General features: G+C 50.9%; 13 protein-coding genes. 10 read left to right on the forward strand and 3 right to left on the reverse strand.

The annotated features are described in order from the left end of the window. Window positions 1–14: 14 nt before the first annotated feature. The 3 genes from dapC to map are packed head-to-tail and all read right to left on the reverse strand — an operon-like array spanning window position 15 to window position 4,760. Window positions 15–1,208 carry a succinyldiaminopimelate transaminase gene (dapC, locus tag ONV78_RS11025; RefSeq protein ID WP_279503180.1) on the reverse strand — a complete coding sequence of 398 codons (1,194 nt, stop codon included), beginning with the start codon at window positions 1,206–1,208 and terminating at the stop codon, window positions 15–17. A gap of 44 nt (window positions 1,209–1,252) precedes the next feature. Beyond that, window positions 1,253–3,973 (reverse strand): [protein-PII] uridylyltransferase, encoded by a 2,721-nt coding sequence (locus ONV78_RS11030; RefSeq protein WP_279503181.1) that lies wholly within the window; start codon window positions 3,971–3,973, stop codon window positions 1,253–1,255. Between the two features lie 16 nt (window positions 3,974–3,989). Continuing rightward, complete coding sequence (gene map / locus ONV78_RS11035) at window positions 3,990–4,760, reverse strand: type I methionyl aminopeptidase (RefSeq protein ID WP_279503182.1); 771 nt, start codon at window positions 4,758–4,760, stop codon at window positions 3,990–3,992. Between the two features lie 365 nt (window positions 4,761–5,125). Between map and rpsB the strand changes: the two genes are divergently transcribed. The 10 genes from rpsB (at window position 5,126) to ONV78_RS11085 (ending at window position 15,634) form a co-directional block, all read left to right on the forward strand. Further along, on the forward strand, window positions 5,126–5,887 hold the full coding sequence (gene rpsB, locus ONV78_RS11040; RefSeq protein ID WP_216735005.1) for a 30S ribosomal protein S2: 762 nt from the start codon (window positions 5,126–5,128) through the stop codon (window positions 5,885–5,887). An 84-nt stretch (window positions 5,888–5,971) separates the two neighbouring features. Beyond that, window positions 5,972–6,832 carry a translation elongation factor Ts gene (tsf, locus tag ONV78_RS11045; RefSeq protein WP_216735004.1) on the forward strand — a complete coding sequence of 287 codons (861 nt, stop codon included), beginning with the start codon at window positions 5,972–5,974 and terminating at the stop codon, window positions 6,830–6,832. Between the two features lie 135 nt (window positions 6,833–6,967). After that, a complete protein-coding gene (gene pyrH, locus ONV78_RS11050) occupies window positions 6,968–7,702 on the forward strand; it encodes a UMP kinase (protein ID WP_011398989.1) in 735 nt (244 codons plus the stop codon). A 4-nt stretch (window positions 7,703–7,706) separates the two neighbouring features. Then, window positions 7,707–8,264, forward strand: a complete 558-nt coding sequence (frr, locus tag ONV78_RS11055) for a ribosome recycling factor (RefSeq protein WP_216735003.1) — start codon at window positions 7,707–7,709, stop codon at window positions 8,262–8,264. A 33-nt stretch (window positions 8,265–8,297) separates the two neighbouring features. Then, on the forward strand, window positions 8,298–9,122 hold the full coding sequence (gene uppS / locus ONV78_RS11060; RefSeq protein ID WP_279503183.1) for a polyprenyl diphosphate synthase: 825 nt from the start codon (window positions 8,298–8,300) through the stop codon (window positions 9,120–9,122). Window positions 9,123–9,124: 2 nt separating this feature from the next. Beyond that, window positions 9,125–9,955 (forward strand): phosphatidate cytidylyltransferase, encoded by an 831-nt coding sequence (locus tag ONV78_RS11065; RefSeq protein ID WP_279503184.1) that lies wholly within the window; start codon window positions 9,125–9,127, stop codon window positions 9,953–9,955. A 4-nt stretch (window positions 9,956–9,959) separates the two neighbouring features. Beyond that, complete coding sequence (gene ispC, locus ONV78_RS11070) at window positions 9,960–11,171, forward strand: 1-deoxy-D-xylulose-5-phosphate reductoisomerase (protein WP_279503185.1); 1,212 nt, start codon at window positions 9,960–9,962, stop codon at window positions 11,169–11,171. Between the two features lie 42 nt (window positions 11,172–11,213). After that, window positions 11,214–12,566 carry an RIP metalloprotease RseP gene (gene rseP, locus ONV78_RS11075; RefSeq protein WP_279503186.1) on the forward strand — a complete coding sequence of 451 codons (1,353 nt, stop codon included), beginning with the start codon at window positions 11,214–11,216 and terminating at the stop codon, window positions 12,564–12,566. 44 nt (window positions 12,567–12,610) lie between these two features. Next, window positions 12,611–14,929, forward strand: a complete 2,319-nt coding sequence (gene bamA / locus ONV78_RS11080) for an outer membrane protein assembly factor BamA (RefSeq protein ID WP_279503187.1) — start codon at window positions 12,611–12,613, stop codon at window positions 14,927–14,929. A gap of 192 nt (window positions 14,930–15,121) precedes the next feature. Continuing rightward, window positions 15,122–15,634 carry an OmpH family outer membrane protein gene (locus tag ONV78_RS11085; protein WP_127969051.1) on the forward strand — a complete coding sequence of 171 codons (513 nt, stop codon included), beginning with the start codon at window positions 15,122–15,124 and terminating at the stop codon, window positions 15,632–15,634. Window positions 15,635–15,637 lie beyond the last annotated feature (3 nt).

Here is a 15,637-nt window from a genome sequence, read left to right on the forward strand (position 1 = left end):
TCGTAACGAGCTGTTCACAGTGATTCTATAAATGACTTGATGCGCTGGGCGGCCTCAATGCATTCATCCTCTGAGGCGACTAGCGCCATGCGGATGCGTCCTGCTCCTGGGTTGACGCCTTCCTGCTCACGCCCCAGAAAACGTCCGGGTAAAACGGTGAGATTTTTCTCCGCATAAAGACGTTGTGCAAAGATATCGTCAGGAATTGGCGTCTGCGCCCAGAAGTAAAAGGCGGCGTCAGGCATCTCAAGTGGCCAGCACGGAGCAAGTATCTCCTTGAAGCTATGAAATTTGCTTACATACTGGGCGCGATTTTGTCGTACATGTTCCTCGTCGCTCCAAAGTGCGATGGAGGCAAGCTGCGTCGGGATGGGCATTGAGCAGCCATGGTAAGTGCGGTAACGAAGAAACTCTCGAAGTATGTTCGCATCCCCTGCAACGAAACCTGACCTTAGTCCTGGAACGTTTGAGCGTTTTGACAGGCTGTGAAATACAACGCAACGACGGTAATCGTGTCTGCCCAATTTGGCGCAGGCTTCCAGCAAGCCAATGGGCGCGGCGGGCTCATCGAAATAAATCTCCGAGTAGCACTCGTCTGAGGCAATAATGAAATTGTACTCATCAGCCAGGGAGATCAGTTTCTGTAGTGTCTCAACAGGGAGAACACGACCGGTCGGGTTGCCAGGAGAGCAAAGAAACAGGAGCTGGCAGCGTCGCCAAATGGAGCTTGGGACGGAGTCAAAGTCCGGGATGAAACCATTGCTTGCGTCACAAGGCAAAAAATAGGGCTCTGCCCCAGCCAGGTAAGCGGCGCCTTCATATATTTGGTAAAACGGATTTGGGCTGACGACAAGGGCGTCCTGGGTAGGATCGATAACGGCCTGCGCAAAGGCGAACAGGGCCTCTCGAGTGCCATTGACTGGCAGTACTTGAGACTCCGGATCTATTCCTCCCGCCAGACTGAAGCGTTTCTCCAGCCAACTGGCGATGGCCTGGCGGAGCTCAGGCTCTCCTTTGGTCGTGGGATAGCGTGAAAGAGCGCTCATATTGTTCCGCAACACGTCCAGGGCAAACTCTGGCGGTGCGTGTTTGGGCTCGCCGATAGAAAGCGCTATATGGGGCAGATGCTCTGGCGGTTGGGCGGATTGCTTCAGCTGCGCCAGTTTTTCAAACGGGTACGGCTGTAGACGAGAAAGGTTTGGGTTCATATCTTTGTCGTTACTCCAGAGCCTGTCGTCAATCAGGGAGATGACTATAGTTCTTTACTGTTCTGTTGGTCCAATTGCCCGCAGATATCGTCGCGCAATGTTCGGCATAGCTCAGGGTCGCTCAAGGGAGCCCCATTAATATCTGTCAGAACGAAAACGTCTTCCACTCGCTCGCCAAGTGTTGCGATGCGGGCTGTGACGAGTTCGACCTCATGCTCCAGCAGAATGCTGCCGATACGGGCGAGCAGCCCTGGGCGGTCTGGAGTGATAATCTCCATGACCGTGCGTTGGTTAACGGTGTCATTGCTGAAAGTGACTTCAGTCGGAAAGTAAAAATGTTTCAGCTGTCGGGGCGTCCGCCGCTTGATGACATTAGGGTAGTGTTCGGGGTTGCTTAACTCCCTTTCCAAACGCTGGGAGATCTGCTTCTTGCTGACTGAGCCGCTTGTGTCCGCATCAGCGCTGCTGACCACAAATGAGCCAAGACTGAATCTGTCAGTGGCGCAGTTAATGCGGGCTTCGGCAATGTTCAGGCGTAGTTGTTCCAGCGTGGCGGTGGTGGCGGCGAATAAATCGTCGCGTGCCCGCTGATACACCATGATTTGCATGAACCCTTCCGCTTCACCGCCCTTGGCGTCGCGAATTAATACGAGTGGCTCGGTGGAGTGGCCATGCCGGATGATGGCGGCGGTCTGCCATGCTATCTCGCCGGTGGAGTCCTGCAAAAAATACTCTTCTTCCAGAGCGTCCCAGATGGCGTCGATATTGTCGTCGCCAAAATCCTGCGAGTGTAGTATCTCGCGGGCTTCGGTCTGGGTGTCCGCCACCCACTGACTGCGGTCGGGCGGCGTATCCAGGCCACGGCGGATTGCGCGTTTGGTTTCGCTGTAGAGCTGTCGCAAAAGAGCTGCGCGCCAAGTGTTCCATAATTTGGGGTTGGTGGCGCTGATGTCGCAAACGGTCAATGTATAGAGGTAGTCCAGATGTATTTGCGAGTCGATCTTGCTGGCGAACTCATGAATCACTTCAGGGTCTGATGGATCTTTGCGTTGCGCCGTCATCGACATCAACAAATGGTTGCGCACCAGCCACGCCACCAAGCTGGTGTCCCGCTGGCTGAGATGATGCCTTTTACAGAACGCCTCAACATCTTCTGCGCCCAGTTCCGAATGATCGCCGCCGCGTCCTTTGGCTATGTCGTGGTATATGCCGGCAATGTATAGAAGCTCAAGCTTGGGCAGTCGATACACCAGTCGGGTCGCCAATGGGTAATCTTTGACACTTTCGGGGTTGCGCAGGCGGATCATGTTGCGAATCACGTGAATGGTGTGCGCATCCACGGTGTAAATATGGAATAGGTCGTGCTGCATCTTGCCGACAATGCGACCAAATTCCGGGAGATACTTGCCTAGCACGCCATAGCGCTTCATGGACGAAAGTGTGCGATGCAGGGCGTGAGGTGTTTTTAAAATCTCCATGAATAGAGATGTGTTGGCCAGGTCGCTGCGGAACTTGTCGTCTATCAGGTGTCGGTGCGCTCTGATCGCACGGATGGTGTTGGCGCGAATACCTCTGACCTGAGGGCTTTGCGCCATCAGCAGAAAAACTTCCACTAAGGCGAAAGGTTGATAGGCGAAGGTCTGGTTGTTGATGGCCTCTATATAGTCATTGCGGATATGAAAGCGTCTGTTGAGCGGTACGATGACTTCCTCGTCATCGGCATGCAGGATAATTTCGTCGAAGTATTGCAGCACCACGTCGTTAAGTTCGCCTAGCGCCATGGCGTAGCGGTAGTACTCCTGCATCATCTGTTCGACGCCGAGTTCATCTTCGCGGTCAATATATCCCAATAGATTGGCCAGTGAGCGTTGATGGTCGAATAGCAGTCTGTTTTCGTTACGTCCCGCCAGCATCTGCAGGCCGTACCTTAGGCGCCAAAGATAGGCTTCGCCCTCGCGCAAAGTGCTGTACTCATCGGCTGTCAGGAAGTCGTAAGCTGCTTCGCTGTCGCTGCTTTCGTTACAGAAATGGCGTTTGGTGATCCAGCCGATAGTCTGAATATCACGCAGTGTGCCTGGGGATGTCTTGATGTTGGGCTCAAGATTATATTCGGTATCGCCGTACTTCTGATGCCTTTCCAGCTGCTCGTCGCGTTTGGCGCTGAAAAAACGTTGATCCGTCCAGGATTCATCTGAATAAGCGCGACGACTGAGCTGGCCCCGAAGCTCTGGCGTCCCCGCGAGTGTGCGAGTTTCCAGTAAGTTGGTGGCGATGGTGATATCTGTCGCCGCTTTGGCTATCGACTCCGATACCGTGCGGACGCTATGCCCAATATCGAGGTTGAGGTCCCACAGCAGGGTAATGAATCCCTCAATTGCTGGACCGAATTCGCTGATATCGGCGTCATCATCAAGCAGGATTAATAAATCAATGTCAGAGTGGGGGAGGAGCTCGTTGCGCCCATACCCACCGACCGCAAGAAGGCATATTTTATCTGGATCAGACCAGTCTGCGCCTAGCCACAAGGCTTTGAGCACCTGATCAATATAGGCGGCCCGGCCGGAAACCAGCTCTCTGATAGGGGCGCCGGATTTGAATTGTTCGTGCAGTCGCTCTGCGGCGCTCTGTAGAGATTGCTTCAGAAAGCCCAGGGAGGGCTTTCCTTCTCTTAGAAGCGTGGCGTAGGCGTCGGCGTCAAATATGAGACGCGGATCAAGCCTGATTGGCGGCGCTTCCGTTAATGCCTGGTCGCTTTGTTCAGTCATAAACCGGATTTATTGACTAGAAAGACTCTTCGCTACGCTTGGTAAGAACTTCGTATCCGTCTGCGGTCACCAGGATGGTGTGCTCCCACTGAGCTGAAAGCTTATGGTCCTTGGTGACGACTGTCCAGCCGTCAGGAAGCAGTTTGCAGTGGCGCTTGCCCTGGTTGATCATCGGTTCAATGGTAAAAGTCATGCCTTCTTTGATTACCATGCCTGTTCCGGGCGTGCCGTAGTGCATTACTTGCGGTTCTTCGTGAAATACCGCGCCGATACCATGGCCGCAATACTCCCTCACGACAGAATAATGCTGACTTTCCGCATATTGCTGGATGACATGGCCAATATCGCCAAGGCGAACCCCGGGCTTGACCAGCTCAATGCCCTTGTAAAGACATTCCTGGGTAACGCGCACCAGTCTCTCTGCGGCGATGGTGGGCTTGCCGACAAAAAACATCTTGCTGGTGTCGCCATGATAGCCCTCTTTTATTACGGTGATGTCTATATTAACGGTGTCGCCGTTTTTCAGTACTTTTTTGTCGCTGGGTATGCCGTGACAAATAACATGGTTGACTGAGGTGCAGATGGATTTGGGGAACCCCTTGTAGTTCAGCGGAGCAGGTATAGCCTGTTGGACTTCAGTGATATATTTATGGCAAATCTCGTCCAGCTCGCCGGTAGTGACTCCTGGTTTCACATGCTCTTCAATTATTTCAAGCACTTCAGCCGCAAGTCGGCCGGCGATGCGCATTTTTTCGATTTCTTCAGGGGTTTTGATGGTAACTTTCATGCTCGCTTCTGAGGGTTCCAACTGCCTACAAGGGCAAAGTGTGATTCTGTTGATTGTAAACGCTGCCGTATTGTAACCGGTTCGCAGAGTGAATAAAAATCCGAGTTCTTTGCTAGGCTATCGTTTTCCTGCGTGCTTCGGTCGTTGAGGGCTCTGCGCTGGAGAGGCGGAGGGTGATTTTGGTCTTTAAAAAAACGGGTGTTTGTGGTATAAAGCGCGCCGGATTGAAATGCATCCTGAAATCAGGGGCGTTGAAACCATAAAAAAACACACATGCGTCGACACATGTTTCGGGTGCCGCCCAGATGCGGTTGGAGCATGGGATGCATGGAGGTTAAACCCAAACATTTTAAAGAGTAAAAGATATGTCAGAAGTTTCAATGAGAGACCTGCTGAAGGCAGGCGTTCACTTCGGTCACCAGACTCGTTTCTGGAACCCCAAAATGCGCAAATATATCTTCGGTGCGCGTAACAAGATTCATATCATTAACTTGGAGCACACTGTACCTGCTCTGAATGATGCTCTGCGTTTCGTTTCCAATCTGGCTGAAAAGAAAAATAAAATTCTTTTCGTTGGCACTAAGCGTGCAGCCGGTAAGATCATTAAAGAAGAAGCGGATCGCGCCAGCATGCCTTATGTCAATCACCGCTGGTTGGGCGGCATGCTGACTAACTACAAAACCATCCGTCAATCCATCCGTCGCTACCGTGACCTGGAAACTCAGAGTCAAGACGGTACTTTCGACAAGCTGACCAAGAAAGAAGTGTTGATGCTGAATCGTGAGATGGACAAGCTGGAAAGAAGCATTGGCGGTATCAAAGATATGGGCGGTCTGCCTGACGCGCTTTTCGTGATCGACGTCGATCATGAGCGTATCGCTATCAAAGAAGCCAACAAGCTGGGCATTCCTGTTATCGGCGTAGTTGATACTAACAGCGATCCAGACGGCGTTGATTATGTTATTCCTGGTAACGACGACGCCATTCGCGCAATTCAAGTCTACGCCAAGGCTGTTGCTGACTCTTGCCTAGAAGGTCTGTCCTCTGCGGCGGGCAATGGCGATGAGTTCGTAGAAGTTAACGAAGCAGCTGCTTCCGCCGAAGAAGCTGCCGAAAAGTCAGAGTAATCTTAGGCATATAGAATGATTAAAAAGGGGACGATCTCCCCTTTTTTTTCAATTTTTCTGAACCTGACAAGTGAGGATTAAAAGATGGCGGCTATTTCAGCATCCATGGTAAAAGAACTGCGCGAGCGCACCGGTCTGGGCATGATGGAGTGCAAGAAGGCGCTTGTTGAGGCGGAAGGCGATATCGAGAAAGCGATTGAAGACCTTCGTAAAAGCAGCGGCATGAAGGCTGCTAAGAAAGCCGGCCGTGTATCCGCGGATGGCGTGGTTGCAGTTAAAGTCAGCGATGACAACAGCTATGCAGTTGTTGTTGAAGTGAATAGTGAAACTGACTTCGTTGCTCGTGACGAAAACTTCCTGGGCTTTGTTGGTGGCGTTGTTGGCGCAGCCTTTGACAAAAAGTCCGCTGACGTGGCGGCTCTGATGGAGTCTGGTCTGGAAGAGAAACGTCAGGCTCTGGTTCAGAAAATTGGTGAAAACATCAATGTTCGTCGTGCTTCTATGTTGTCTTCCGATGTGGTTGGCGCATATGTTCACGGCAACAACCGTATTGCTGTTCTGGTTGCTCTTAATGGCGGCAGCGCTGAACTGGCCAAAGATATTGCTATGCACATCGCGGCAGTGAACCCACAGTTCGTTTCTCGTGATGACGTTAGCGATGAAGTGATCGCTAAAGAGCGTGAAATTTACAAGGCGCAAGCTGACCAGAGCGGTAAGCCTGCAGAGATCGTCGACAAAATGGTTGACGGCCGCATCAACAAATTCCTGGCGGAAATTAGCTTGCTGGAGCAGGCTTTTGTTAAAGATCCTGACGTTAAAGTTGGCGATCTGGTGAAGAAAGCCGGCGCTCAGGTAGTTGCTATGGTGCGCTACGAAGTTGGTGAAGGTATTGAAAAAGAAGAAGTGGATTTCGCTGCAGAAGTTGCTGCTCAGCTGAAAGGCTAATTTCTTCTTTTTGTATGAATTTGTGGCGAGGGCGGTATACTCTGCTCTCGCCACATTAGTATCCGGAGGTTGTAAACAGCCTCTCAGCGTTTCTTCAACTTGCCAAGCTAGCGTGCAACACAGGTGAAACTACATATGCCCCCGTCTGCTCAAACTCAACCCAAATATAAGCGTGTACTGCTAAAACTCTCAGGTGAGGCGCTCATGGGAGAAGAAAACTTCGGAATAGATCCGAAAGTGCTCAATCGCATGGCGTTGGAAATTGGTCAGCTAATTGGTATAGGGGTTCAGGTCGGCCTGGTTATTGGGGGAGGGAATCTTTTCCGCGGTAAAGCGCTACAAGATGCAGGTATGGACAGAGTGACCGGCGACCATATGGGTATGCTGGCGACTGTAATGAATGCGCTGGCTATGAGGGATGCGCTGGAACGTTCCAATATCGCGACCCGTGTTATGTCCGCCATACCTATGAGCGGTGTTGTTGAGCATTATGATCGTCGCCGTGCTATTCGTGATTTAAAAGAAGGCGACGTGGTGATCTTCTGTGCTGGTACCGGCAACCCGTTTTTTACAACCGATTCCGCTGCCTGTCTGCGCGGTATTGAGATTGACGCGGACGTCGTCTTGAAGGCCACTAAAGTGGATGGCGTATACTCCGACGATCCTATGAAAGTGGCGGATGCAGTAAAATATGATCGACTCACCTATGATGAAGTGCTCGAGCGTAAGCTTGGAGTCATGGATCTAACAGCGATTTGTTTGTGTCGCGACCACGGTATGCCTGTGCGGGTATTTGATATGAATAAAGCTAGCGCGCTGATCAATATCGTGGTGGGTATGGAAGAAGGTACATTGATAGAGCGAGGGTAAAGCCATGATTAATGATATTAAGAAACAATCTGAACAAAAAATGAAAAAGTCCATGGAGGCGCTTGGTCATGCCTTCGCTAAGATCCGGACTGGTCGGGCTAACCCTGCGATTCTTGAATCGGTCATGGTTTCATACTACGGCTCTGACACGCCTTTGACCCAGGTCGCTAATGTGGTGGTTGAAGACGCCAGAACTCTGAGCGTAACGCCATGGGAAAAGAACATGGTGCCACAAATTGAAAAAGCCATTCTGAAGTCTGACCTGGGTCTTAACCCATCTACCGCTGGTACAGTCATTCGGGTGCCAATGCCTGCGTTGACGGAAGAGACTCGTAAGGAGTTGGTGAAGACGGCTCGCGGAGAGGCGGAAAACACCAGGGTGGCGATTCGTAATCTGCGTCGCGACGCTAACGCAGATATCAAAACACTGCTGAAAGACAAAGAAATTTCTGAAGACGAAGAGAAGCGCGGGCTGGACGATATCCAGAAGCTGACCGACAAGTATATTGCTGAGGTCGATCGCGTTCTTGCTGAAAAAGAAAAAGACCTGATGGCTGTATAAGTCATGAATGGCGGCTGGATGTTGGAGGGTTAAATGTCGACGGCTGATATTCCTTTGGTTGGAACCAGCAAACCTCGCCATGTGGCGATCATCATGGATGGTAATAATCGTTGGGCGAAGCAGCGTCGACTCCCTGGAGTTGCGGGTCACAAGGCTGGCGTTGATTCTGTGCGGGCCGTCGTTGAAACCTGCGCTCGTCACGGTGTGGAAGTGCTGACCCTGTTCGCCTTCAGTAGCGAAAACTGGCGTCGTCCCGAAGAAGAAGTGGGTGCGCTGATGCGCTTGTTTCTTGTCGCGCTGCAACGTGAGGTTCGTAAGCTTAATCGCAACAATATCCGGCTGCGAATCATTGGCGACCGTTCCAAATTTAACTCTACTCTGCAGCAACATATGCAGGACGCAGAAGGGTTAACCGCCGGTAACACAGGCATGACGCTGGCGATAGCGGCCAACTACGGCGGGCACTGGGATATTACTCAAGCGACCCGTCGTGTTGCTGAAAAAGTTGAGCGAGGCGAGCTTCGCACTGCTGATATTGATGATCACCTGATCCAGCAGTATGTCGAATTGGGTGATCTTCCTCCTCCAGATCTGTGTATCCGCACCGCGGGTGAGCAGAGAATCAGTAATTTCCTCTTATGGCAGCTTGCCTACACGGAACTGTATTTCGCGGATGTGTTCTGGCCAGATTTCCGTACTGAGCAGATGGAGTTGGCGTTAGCTGCATATAGCCACCGGAAAAGACGGTTTGGGCAAACTGACGACCAAGTTGATCGTCGCTTGGCGGAAGATGGCGGGTCTCAGGCTGAGCATTCTTCCTCTTTCGAATTCGCCACTAATCCAGCTGCAAAGCGTTAATTGTGCTAAAACAAAGAATAATCACCGCGTTGATTCTCCTGCCTTTATTTCTGGCGGGGGTGGCGCTGACCGATGTGTTCGGCTTTTCTCTTTTTATTGGGGCGATTGTTACCTTGGCGGCGTGGGAGTGGGCGCAGATCTGCGGTCTCATGTCTCAAACTTCCCGAGTGAGTTACGCAGCCATGACGGCGGTGGTCTTGCTGGCCTGTTCTCACTTGCCCGCCATGTTGATTCTCTCCATTGCGTTGCTTTGGTGGATAGGCGCATTGGCGATAGTTCTAACATACCCTGCATCTAAAGCTTTCTGGACGCCATCTATGACCCGGGCTGTCGCTGGGTTATTGATCCTGGTCCCGGCGTGGAAGGCGCTGGTGGCGATTCGCGGCGGGGTGTTTGTGCTTGAGCCTGGCTTCGACACAAAGTGGATAATCCTCTATATCTTTCTCATCGTTTGGTTTGCCGATGTTGGCGCTTATTTTGCTGGTAAGACTTTCGGTAAGAACAAGCTTGCCCCTCATGTCAGTCCTGGAAAATCATGGGAAGGCGCAGTGGGTGGGATGCTGGCTGTTTCGGTTTTGCCTTTCGCAATGAACTCGTTTTTGACTCTTACCTTACCTCAGCTTGTTGTGCTTTGGATGATGACCCTGTCAGCTGCGATTTTTTCCGTTGTGGGCGACTTGATAGAAAGTCTTGGTAAGCGCTTTGTTGGCCTGAAAGACAGCAGTCAAATTCTTCCAGGACATGGCGGTATTTTTGACCGCATTGACAGTGTTACGGCTGCGGCTCCTGTATTCCTAGTGCTAGCCATGTTTTCAGGCTGGATGCAGGGGTAGGTTTATGAAGCGAGTTACTGTTTTAGGAGCTACGGGCTCTATTGGGCGCAGCACCCTGGATGTGATGGCCCGTCATTCCGGTCGGTATGAGCTTTACGCCGCCACGGCTCACAGTAACCTGGACGAACTCCTTTCTATCTGCATTAAGCATCGGCCAAAATTCGCTATATTGGCGACTGATGCGGGCGCAGCGGATTTTAAGCAGCGCCTTCGTGACGCAGGCCTCTCTACTGAGGTTAGAGTGGGCGTTGAGGCTATGTGCGAGGCGTCGTCCGCTAAGGATGTTGATGTTGTCGTTGCCGCTATAGTCGGAGCGGCTGGATTGACTCCCACATTAGCGGCGGTGAACTCCGGAAAGCGTATACTGCTCGCCAACAAAGAGGCGCTGGTAATGACTGGTGGGCTGTTCATGGACGCTGTGAGAAAGCATGGCGCTGAACTCCTTCCTATTGATAGTGAGCATAATGCGATATACCAATGCCTGCCAGAGGCGGCGCAACGCTTAAACGATTCTGCATCACTTGCTGCACATGGGGTTACTCGTGTCCTATTGACTGCGTCCGGGGGCCCGTTTCGCCACTTTTCTCGGGAGCAATTACAACAGGTAACGCCGGTGCAGGCGTGTAAGCACCCGAACTGGTCTATGGGGCGTAAAATTTCAGTTGATTCCGCGAGCTTGATGAACAAGGGGTTGGAGTTGATCGAAGCATGTTGGTTATTCGATTTGGCTCCAGGCTCAGTTCAAGTACATTTGCATCCAGAGTCGATCATCCACTCCATGGTTGAGTATGTGGATGGTTCTATTTTGGCTCAGATGGGCAACCCGGATATGCGTACGCCTATCGCCTATGGGTTGGCGTGGCCGGAACGGGTTGACGCAGGTGTTGAGCCGTTAGATCTGTTTTCTATTGGGAAGCTGCATTTCGAAAAGCCGGATAAGGAGCGTTTTCCCTGTTTGAGGTTGGCTGAAGAAGCTTTTGCGCTTGGTGGAACTGCGCCGGCGGTAGTGAACGCTGCTAACGAGGTGGCGGTAGATGCGTTTCTTCAAGGCGGCATCCGGTTCGTCGATATTCCCGTTGTTATTGAGAAGAGTTTGCTGAAAGGTTCTATTGTGCGAGCGGATTCTGTCGAAACTGTAATTGAAGCTGACAGAGTAGCCCGTCAATATGCCTCGGAAGCCATTAATGAGTTGGCTGGCGGAGTTGTCATTCCGTAAGTCTCACTAGAAGGTCGCTCAGATACATTTACAATAGAGAGCATGGAATTTTTTCAAAAAGCTTTAGCGTTTATAGTTACATTGGGGGTGCTGGTCACCATCCATGAATTCGGTCACTTTTGGGTGGCGCGGCGCTGTGGCGTCAAAATTTTGCGGTTCTCCGTTGGCTTTGGATCTCCTCTGCTGACATGGCGGGATAAGCAAGGCACTGAATTTGTGATTGCAGCCTTACCTTTGGGCGGCTATGTCAAAATGCTGGATGAGAGGGAAGGTGATGTCTCCGATGAAGAAAGGCATCTGACTTTCAATCAGCAGGCGGTGGGCAAGCGTATAGCCATCGCGGCTGCAGGGCCCGTGGCGAACTTTATATTCGCTGTCTTCGCCTATTGGTGTATGTTTGTACTTGGTATCCAAACGCTGGCGCCAGTCGTAGGAAGCGTCTCTAACAACTCACCTGCGCAGCAGGCGGGGATTGTCGCGGGCGCGGAGCTGACCAGCGTTGATGGATCTCCAGTATATAGCTGGGGCGACGTCAACATGCAGTTGGTCGGGCGTCTTGGTGATACTGGCGCTATTGAATTCGGTTATCGCCTCCCTGACGAAAGTCTCCCTCACGACGCGACTGTGCCGATTAATGATTGGCTTATCGGAAAAGTTGAGCCTAACCCTGTATTGGAACTGGGAATGAGAAGCTTCGTTCCTGATGCGCCTGCGGTGGTTCACGGCGTGACTCAGGGCGGACGCGCTCAGCAAGGAGGGATGGAGCCTGGCGATAGAATAGTGGCGGTTGAAGGCCGCCCTGTCGGCAACTGGTCTGACTTTGTTCGTGAAATAAAAGCGTCTCCTGAAAAACAATTAACGTTGTCCCTGGAAAGAGCTGGTCGGTCGCTGGATATTAGCGTTCGCCCGGAGGCAAGGGAGCACAATGGTGAGACCTACGGCGTAATTGGGGCGGAGGCGAAAGCGACTGAATGGCCGCCTGGAATGCTGCGCGACGTGAAGTATTCGCCATTTGTAGCGGTAGGCAAGGCGCTGGAAGAGACCTTGGATATGTCTCTACTGACGTTGACCGCGCTGAAAAAAATCGTAACCGGACGGATTTCGGTCGAAAATCTTGGCGGGCCTCTTACCATTGCTTCGGCTGCCGGAATCTCTGCTAAATCCGGTTTGGAGGCGTTTCTTGGCTTTCTTGCATATTTAAGTATTAGTCTGGGTATCCTGAATTTGTTGCCAATACCGGTATTGGATGGCGGGCATTTATTGTATTATTTTGTCGAACTTATTCGGGGCAAACCCTTATCTGAAGAAAAACAACAGCTTGGGATAAAAGTCGGGATGGCCCTCATTGCTTTCGTAATGTTGTTAGCGTTCTATAACGACCTCTCCAAATTGTAGTAAATAATGCTGAATCTTCGGCTCCCATCACGTGTGTTGATTACATGAGAGTATTGCTTTTTATCTTTGTTTGGCTCACGGCCGCTTTTTCTTACGCTGCAGATGATCAATTCGACATTTCCGATATTCGAGTGGATGGTTTGCAACGAGTGTCCGCTGGAAGCGTCTTTACCGCGTTCCCTGTCAATGTGGGAGAGAGCGTTGACTCAAAGAAGCTTGCGGACGCTACCCGCTCGCTTTTTAAGACGGGACTGTTTACCGATATCAAGCTGAGCCGGGAAGGCGATGTGCTGATCATCAATGTGACTGAGCGTCCATCGATCAGCAAGATTGAAGTTGAGGGAAATAAAAACCTACCCACCGAAGATTTAATGGAAGGCCTTAAGTCCGCCAAGCTTTCGGAAGGGGAGGTGTTTCAACGCTCGACGCTGGAGCGTATTGAGCTGGAAATTTTGCGCAGCTATGTCGCGCAGGGGCGCTACAATGCTTCTGTGAAAGCGGAAGTGGAGGAGTTGCCCCGTAACCGCGTGCAGTTGAATATCAAAATCAAGGAAGGTCCGGTTTCAGCCATCCAGCATATTAATTTTGTCGGTAATAACGCCTTTTCGGATGACGAGTTGCGCGATCTTATGCAGCTCAAGTTAACTGGGTTTTGGGCGTCGATTTTCAGCAGTGATAAGTACTCCAAGCAGAAATTGAATGGCGACTTGGAGCGTATTCGCTCACATTACCTGGATAATGGATACATCAAGTTCAGTATCGAATCTACTCAGGTCTCCGTTTCTCCAGATAAAGAGCAAGTGTTCATCACGGTTAACGTGAATGAAGGGCCTCAGTACAAAATTCGCGACATTGCTTTAAAGGGCGACTTGAAAGTCGAAGAAGAAGAGTTACGCAAGCTGATTGTAGTGAAGCCTGGCGATACATTCTCCCGTCAGCTTCTTACGGTAACGTCGGACATCATTTCCAAACGTCTGGGGAACGATGGTTATACATTCGCGAGTGTGAATGCTATTCCTGAACCGCACGACGATAATACCGCTTCGGTTACCTTTTATGTTGAGCCAGGCCGTCGTACGTATGTGCGCCGAGTCAACTTCAGCGGCAACACTTCAACCAGCGATGAGGTGCTGCGTCAGGAAATGGTGCAGATGGAGTCTGCGGCGGCTTCGACAGACTTAATCGAAGCGTCCAAATCAAGGCTGGAGCGTTTAGGGTTCTTCAAAACCGTTACTGTGGAAACGCCTCTGGTTCCTGGAACCAACGATCAGATAGACGTGAACTATTCTGTGGAAGAGCAGCCTACCGGTAGCCTTTCCGCAAGTTTGGGTTACTCGCAGGATGGCGGCGCGACTGTCGGCGCCAGTGTGGCGGAGAAGAACTTCCTGGGAACCGGCCGTCGGGTGTCATTCGGAGTTAACAAAAGCAAGAGCGTTCAGAGCGCCAACTTCTCATACACTAACCCATATTATACCGTTGATGGGGTAAGCAGAGGCTTCAGTCTGTTTTACAAGGAAACAGACTATGACGATGATGACAATGATGTCGCCGCATATTTGAAAGACAGCATGGGCGGCTCCGTTAACTTCGGTTATCCAATTGATAGATTCTCAAGGCTGACCTTTAGCTCAGGCTATACTCACACCCGTATTAAGCTGCCCAAGTACCCTGTTCAGGAAATCTCTGATTTCACTAATGAATTTGGCTCTAGCTACAGCTTCTTTGATTTGTCCGCTGGGTGGAGTCGCTCCACTCTAAACAAAGGGTTATTCCCAACTTCAGGTAACTCGCAGTCTTTCTCAGTGAAGGTCACGTTACCAGAGTTGAGTGACTACAATTTCTACAAGTTGAACTACAACAACACCCAATACTTCCCATTGTCAGAAGACCAGGAGTGGGCGCTTAAGTTAAGGGCTGACTTGGGGTATGGCGATGGGTATGGCGACAATGATCGCTTGCCGTTTTTTGAGCATTACTATGCTGGCGGATTTGGATCTATACGCGGCTTCAAGGCCAATACGCTAGGACCAAAGAGTACGCCGCATCCTAGTAATCCGGACAGAGATCAGGATCCCTTTGGCGGTAATGTACAGGTTGAGTCTAGCCTTGAGTTGATAGTGCCTTTTATCTTTGTAAAAGACCGCTCCCAGATCCGTAGTGTGGTGTTTTTGGATGGCGGAAATGTGTTCGACACAGCTAGGGGATACGATCCCTCCTTCGATGAGCTTCGTTTTTCTGCTGGCGTCGCGATGACGTGGGTAACGCCTATCGGTCCTTTGTCCTTCAGTCTCGGAAGAGCCCTGAACGACAAGGAAGGCGATAAAACCCAATTCTTCCAGTTCTTGCTGGGGCAAACGTTCTAAAGAACGAAATGATTTTTCCTGGTGCGTCGTCTAGTACGCGCACAGGATTTTTCTGGTCTTTGCGGCAATAACCAAGGTAGTGAAGGCTTGGCGGTGTTAGCCAAGTTACGCAGAACTCTATAAACTCTGCGTCCTCACTGGTGGTTTCCAGTCAGCCGATAGAGATAAATGTTTAAGTTTAAGGAGCCCAATATGAAATTGATTCGAATTGCCGCTTTGGCGTTGGCGTTAGTAAGCACAGGATACGCTGGAATGGTGAGTGCGGCTCAGAAAGTGGCGGTAGTTGACTTGCGTACGGCGTTGCTTTCTTCTCAAGCGGCCAAAAAGTTTGGCGAGAATCTTAAGAAAGATTTTGCTGACGAAGAAGCCAGATTAAGAGAAGTTGGCGAGCAGGCGCAGAAAATGCAGGAGCGCTTGAAAAAAGACTCCGCCATCATGAGTGAAACTGAGCGCACTAAGCTTAATGCAGAGCTGGAAGAAAAAGCGCAGGAATTCAATTTTCTGAAAAACAAATATCAATCTGCGATCTCTAAGCGGGAAGAACTGTTTTTGCAGGAATCCAAGCCCAAGGTTGACGACGCGCTGAAGAAAATAGCGGAAAAAGAGAAAGTGGATGTCATCTTACCCAGCAAATTGGCGGTGTACGCTAATCCTTCTCTGGATTTGACTGCAAAGTTGATCGAAGCGCTTAACAGCGCCAAATAAGTT

The organism is Hahella sp. CR1, assembly GCF_029813005.1.
In the GTDB taxonomy this organism is placed as follows: Bacteria; Pseudomonadota; Gammaproteobacteria; order Pseudomonadales; family Oleiphilaceae; genus Hahella.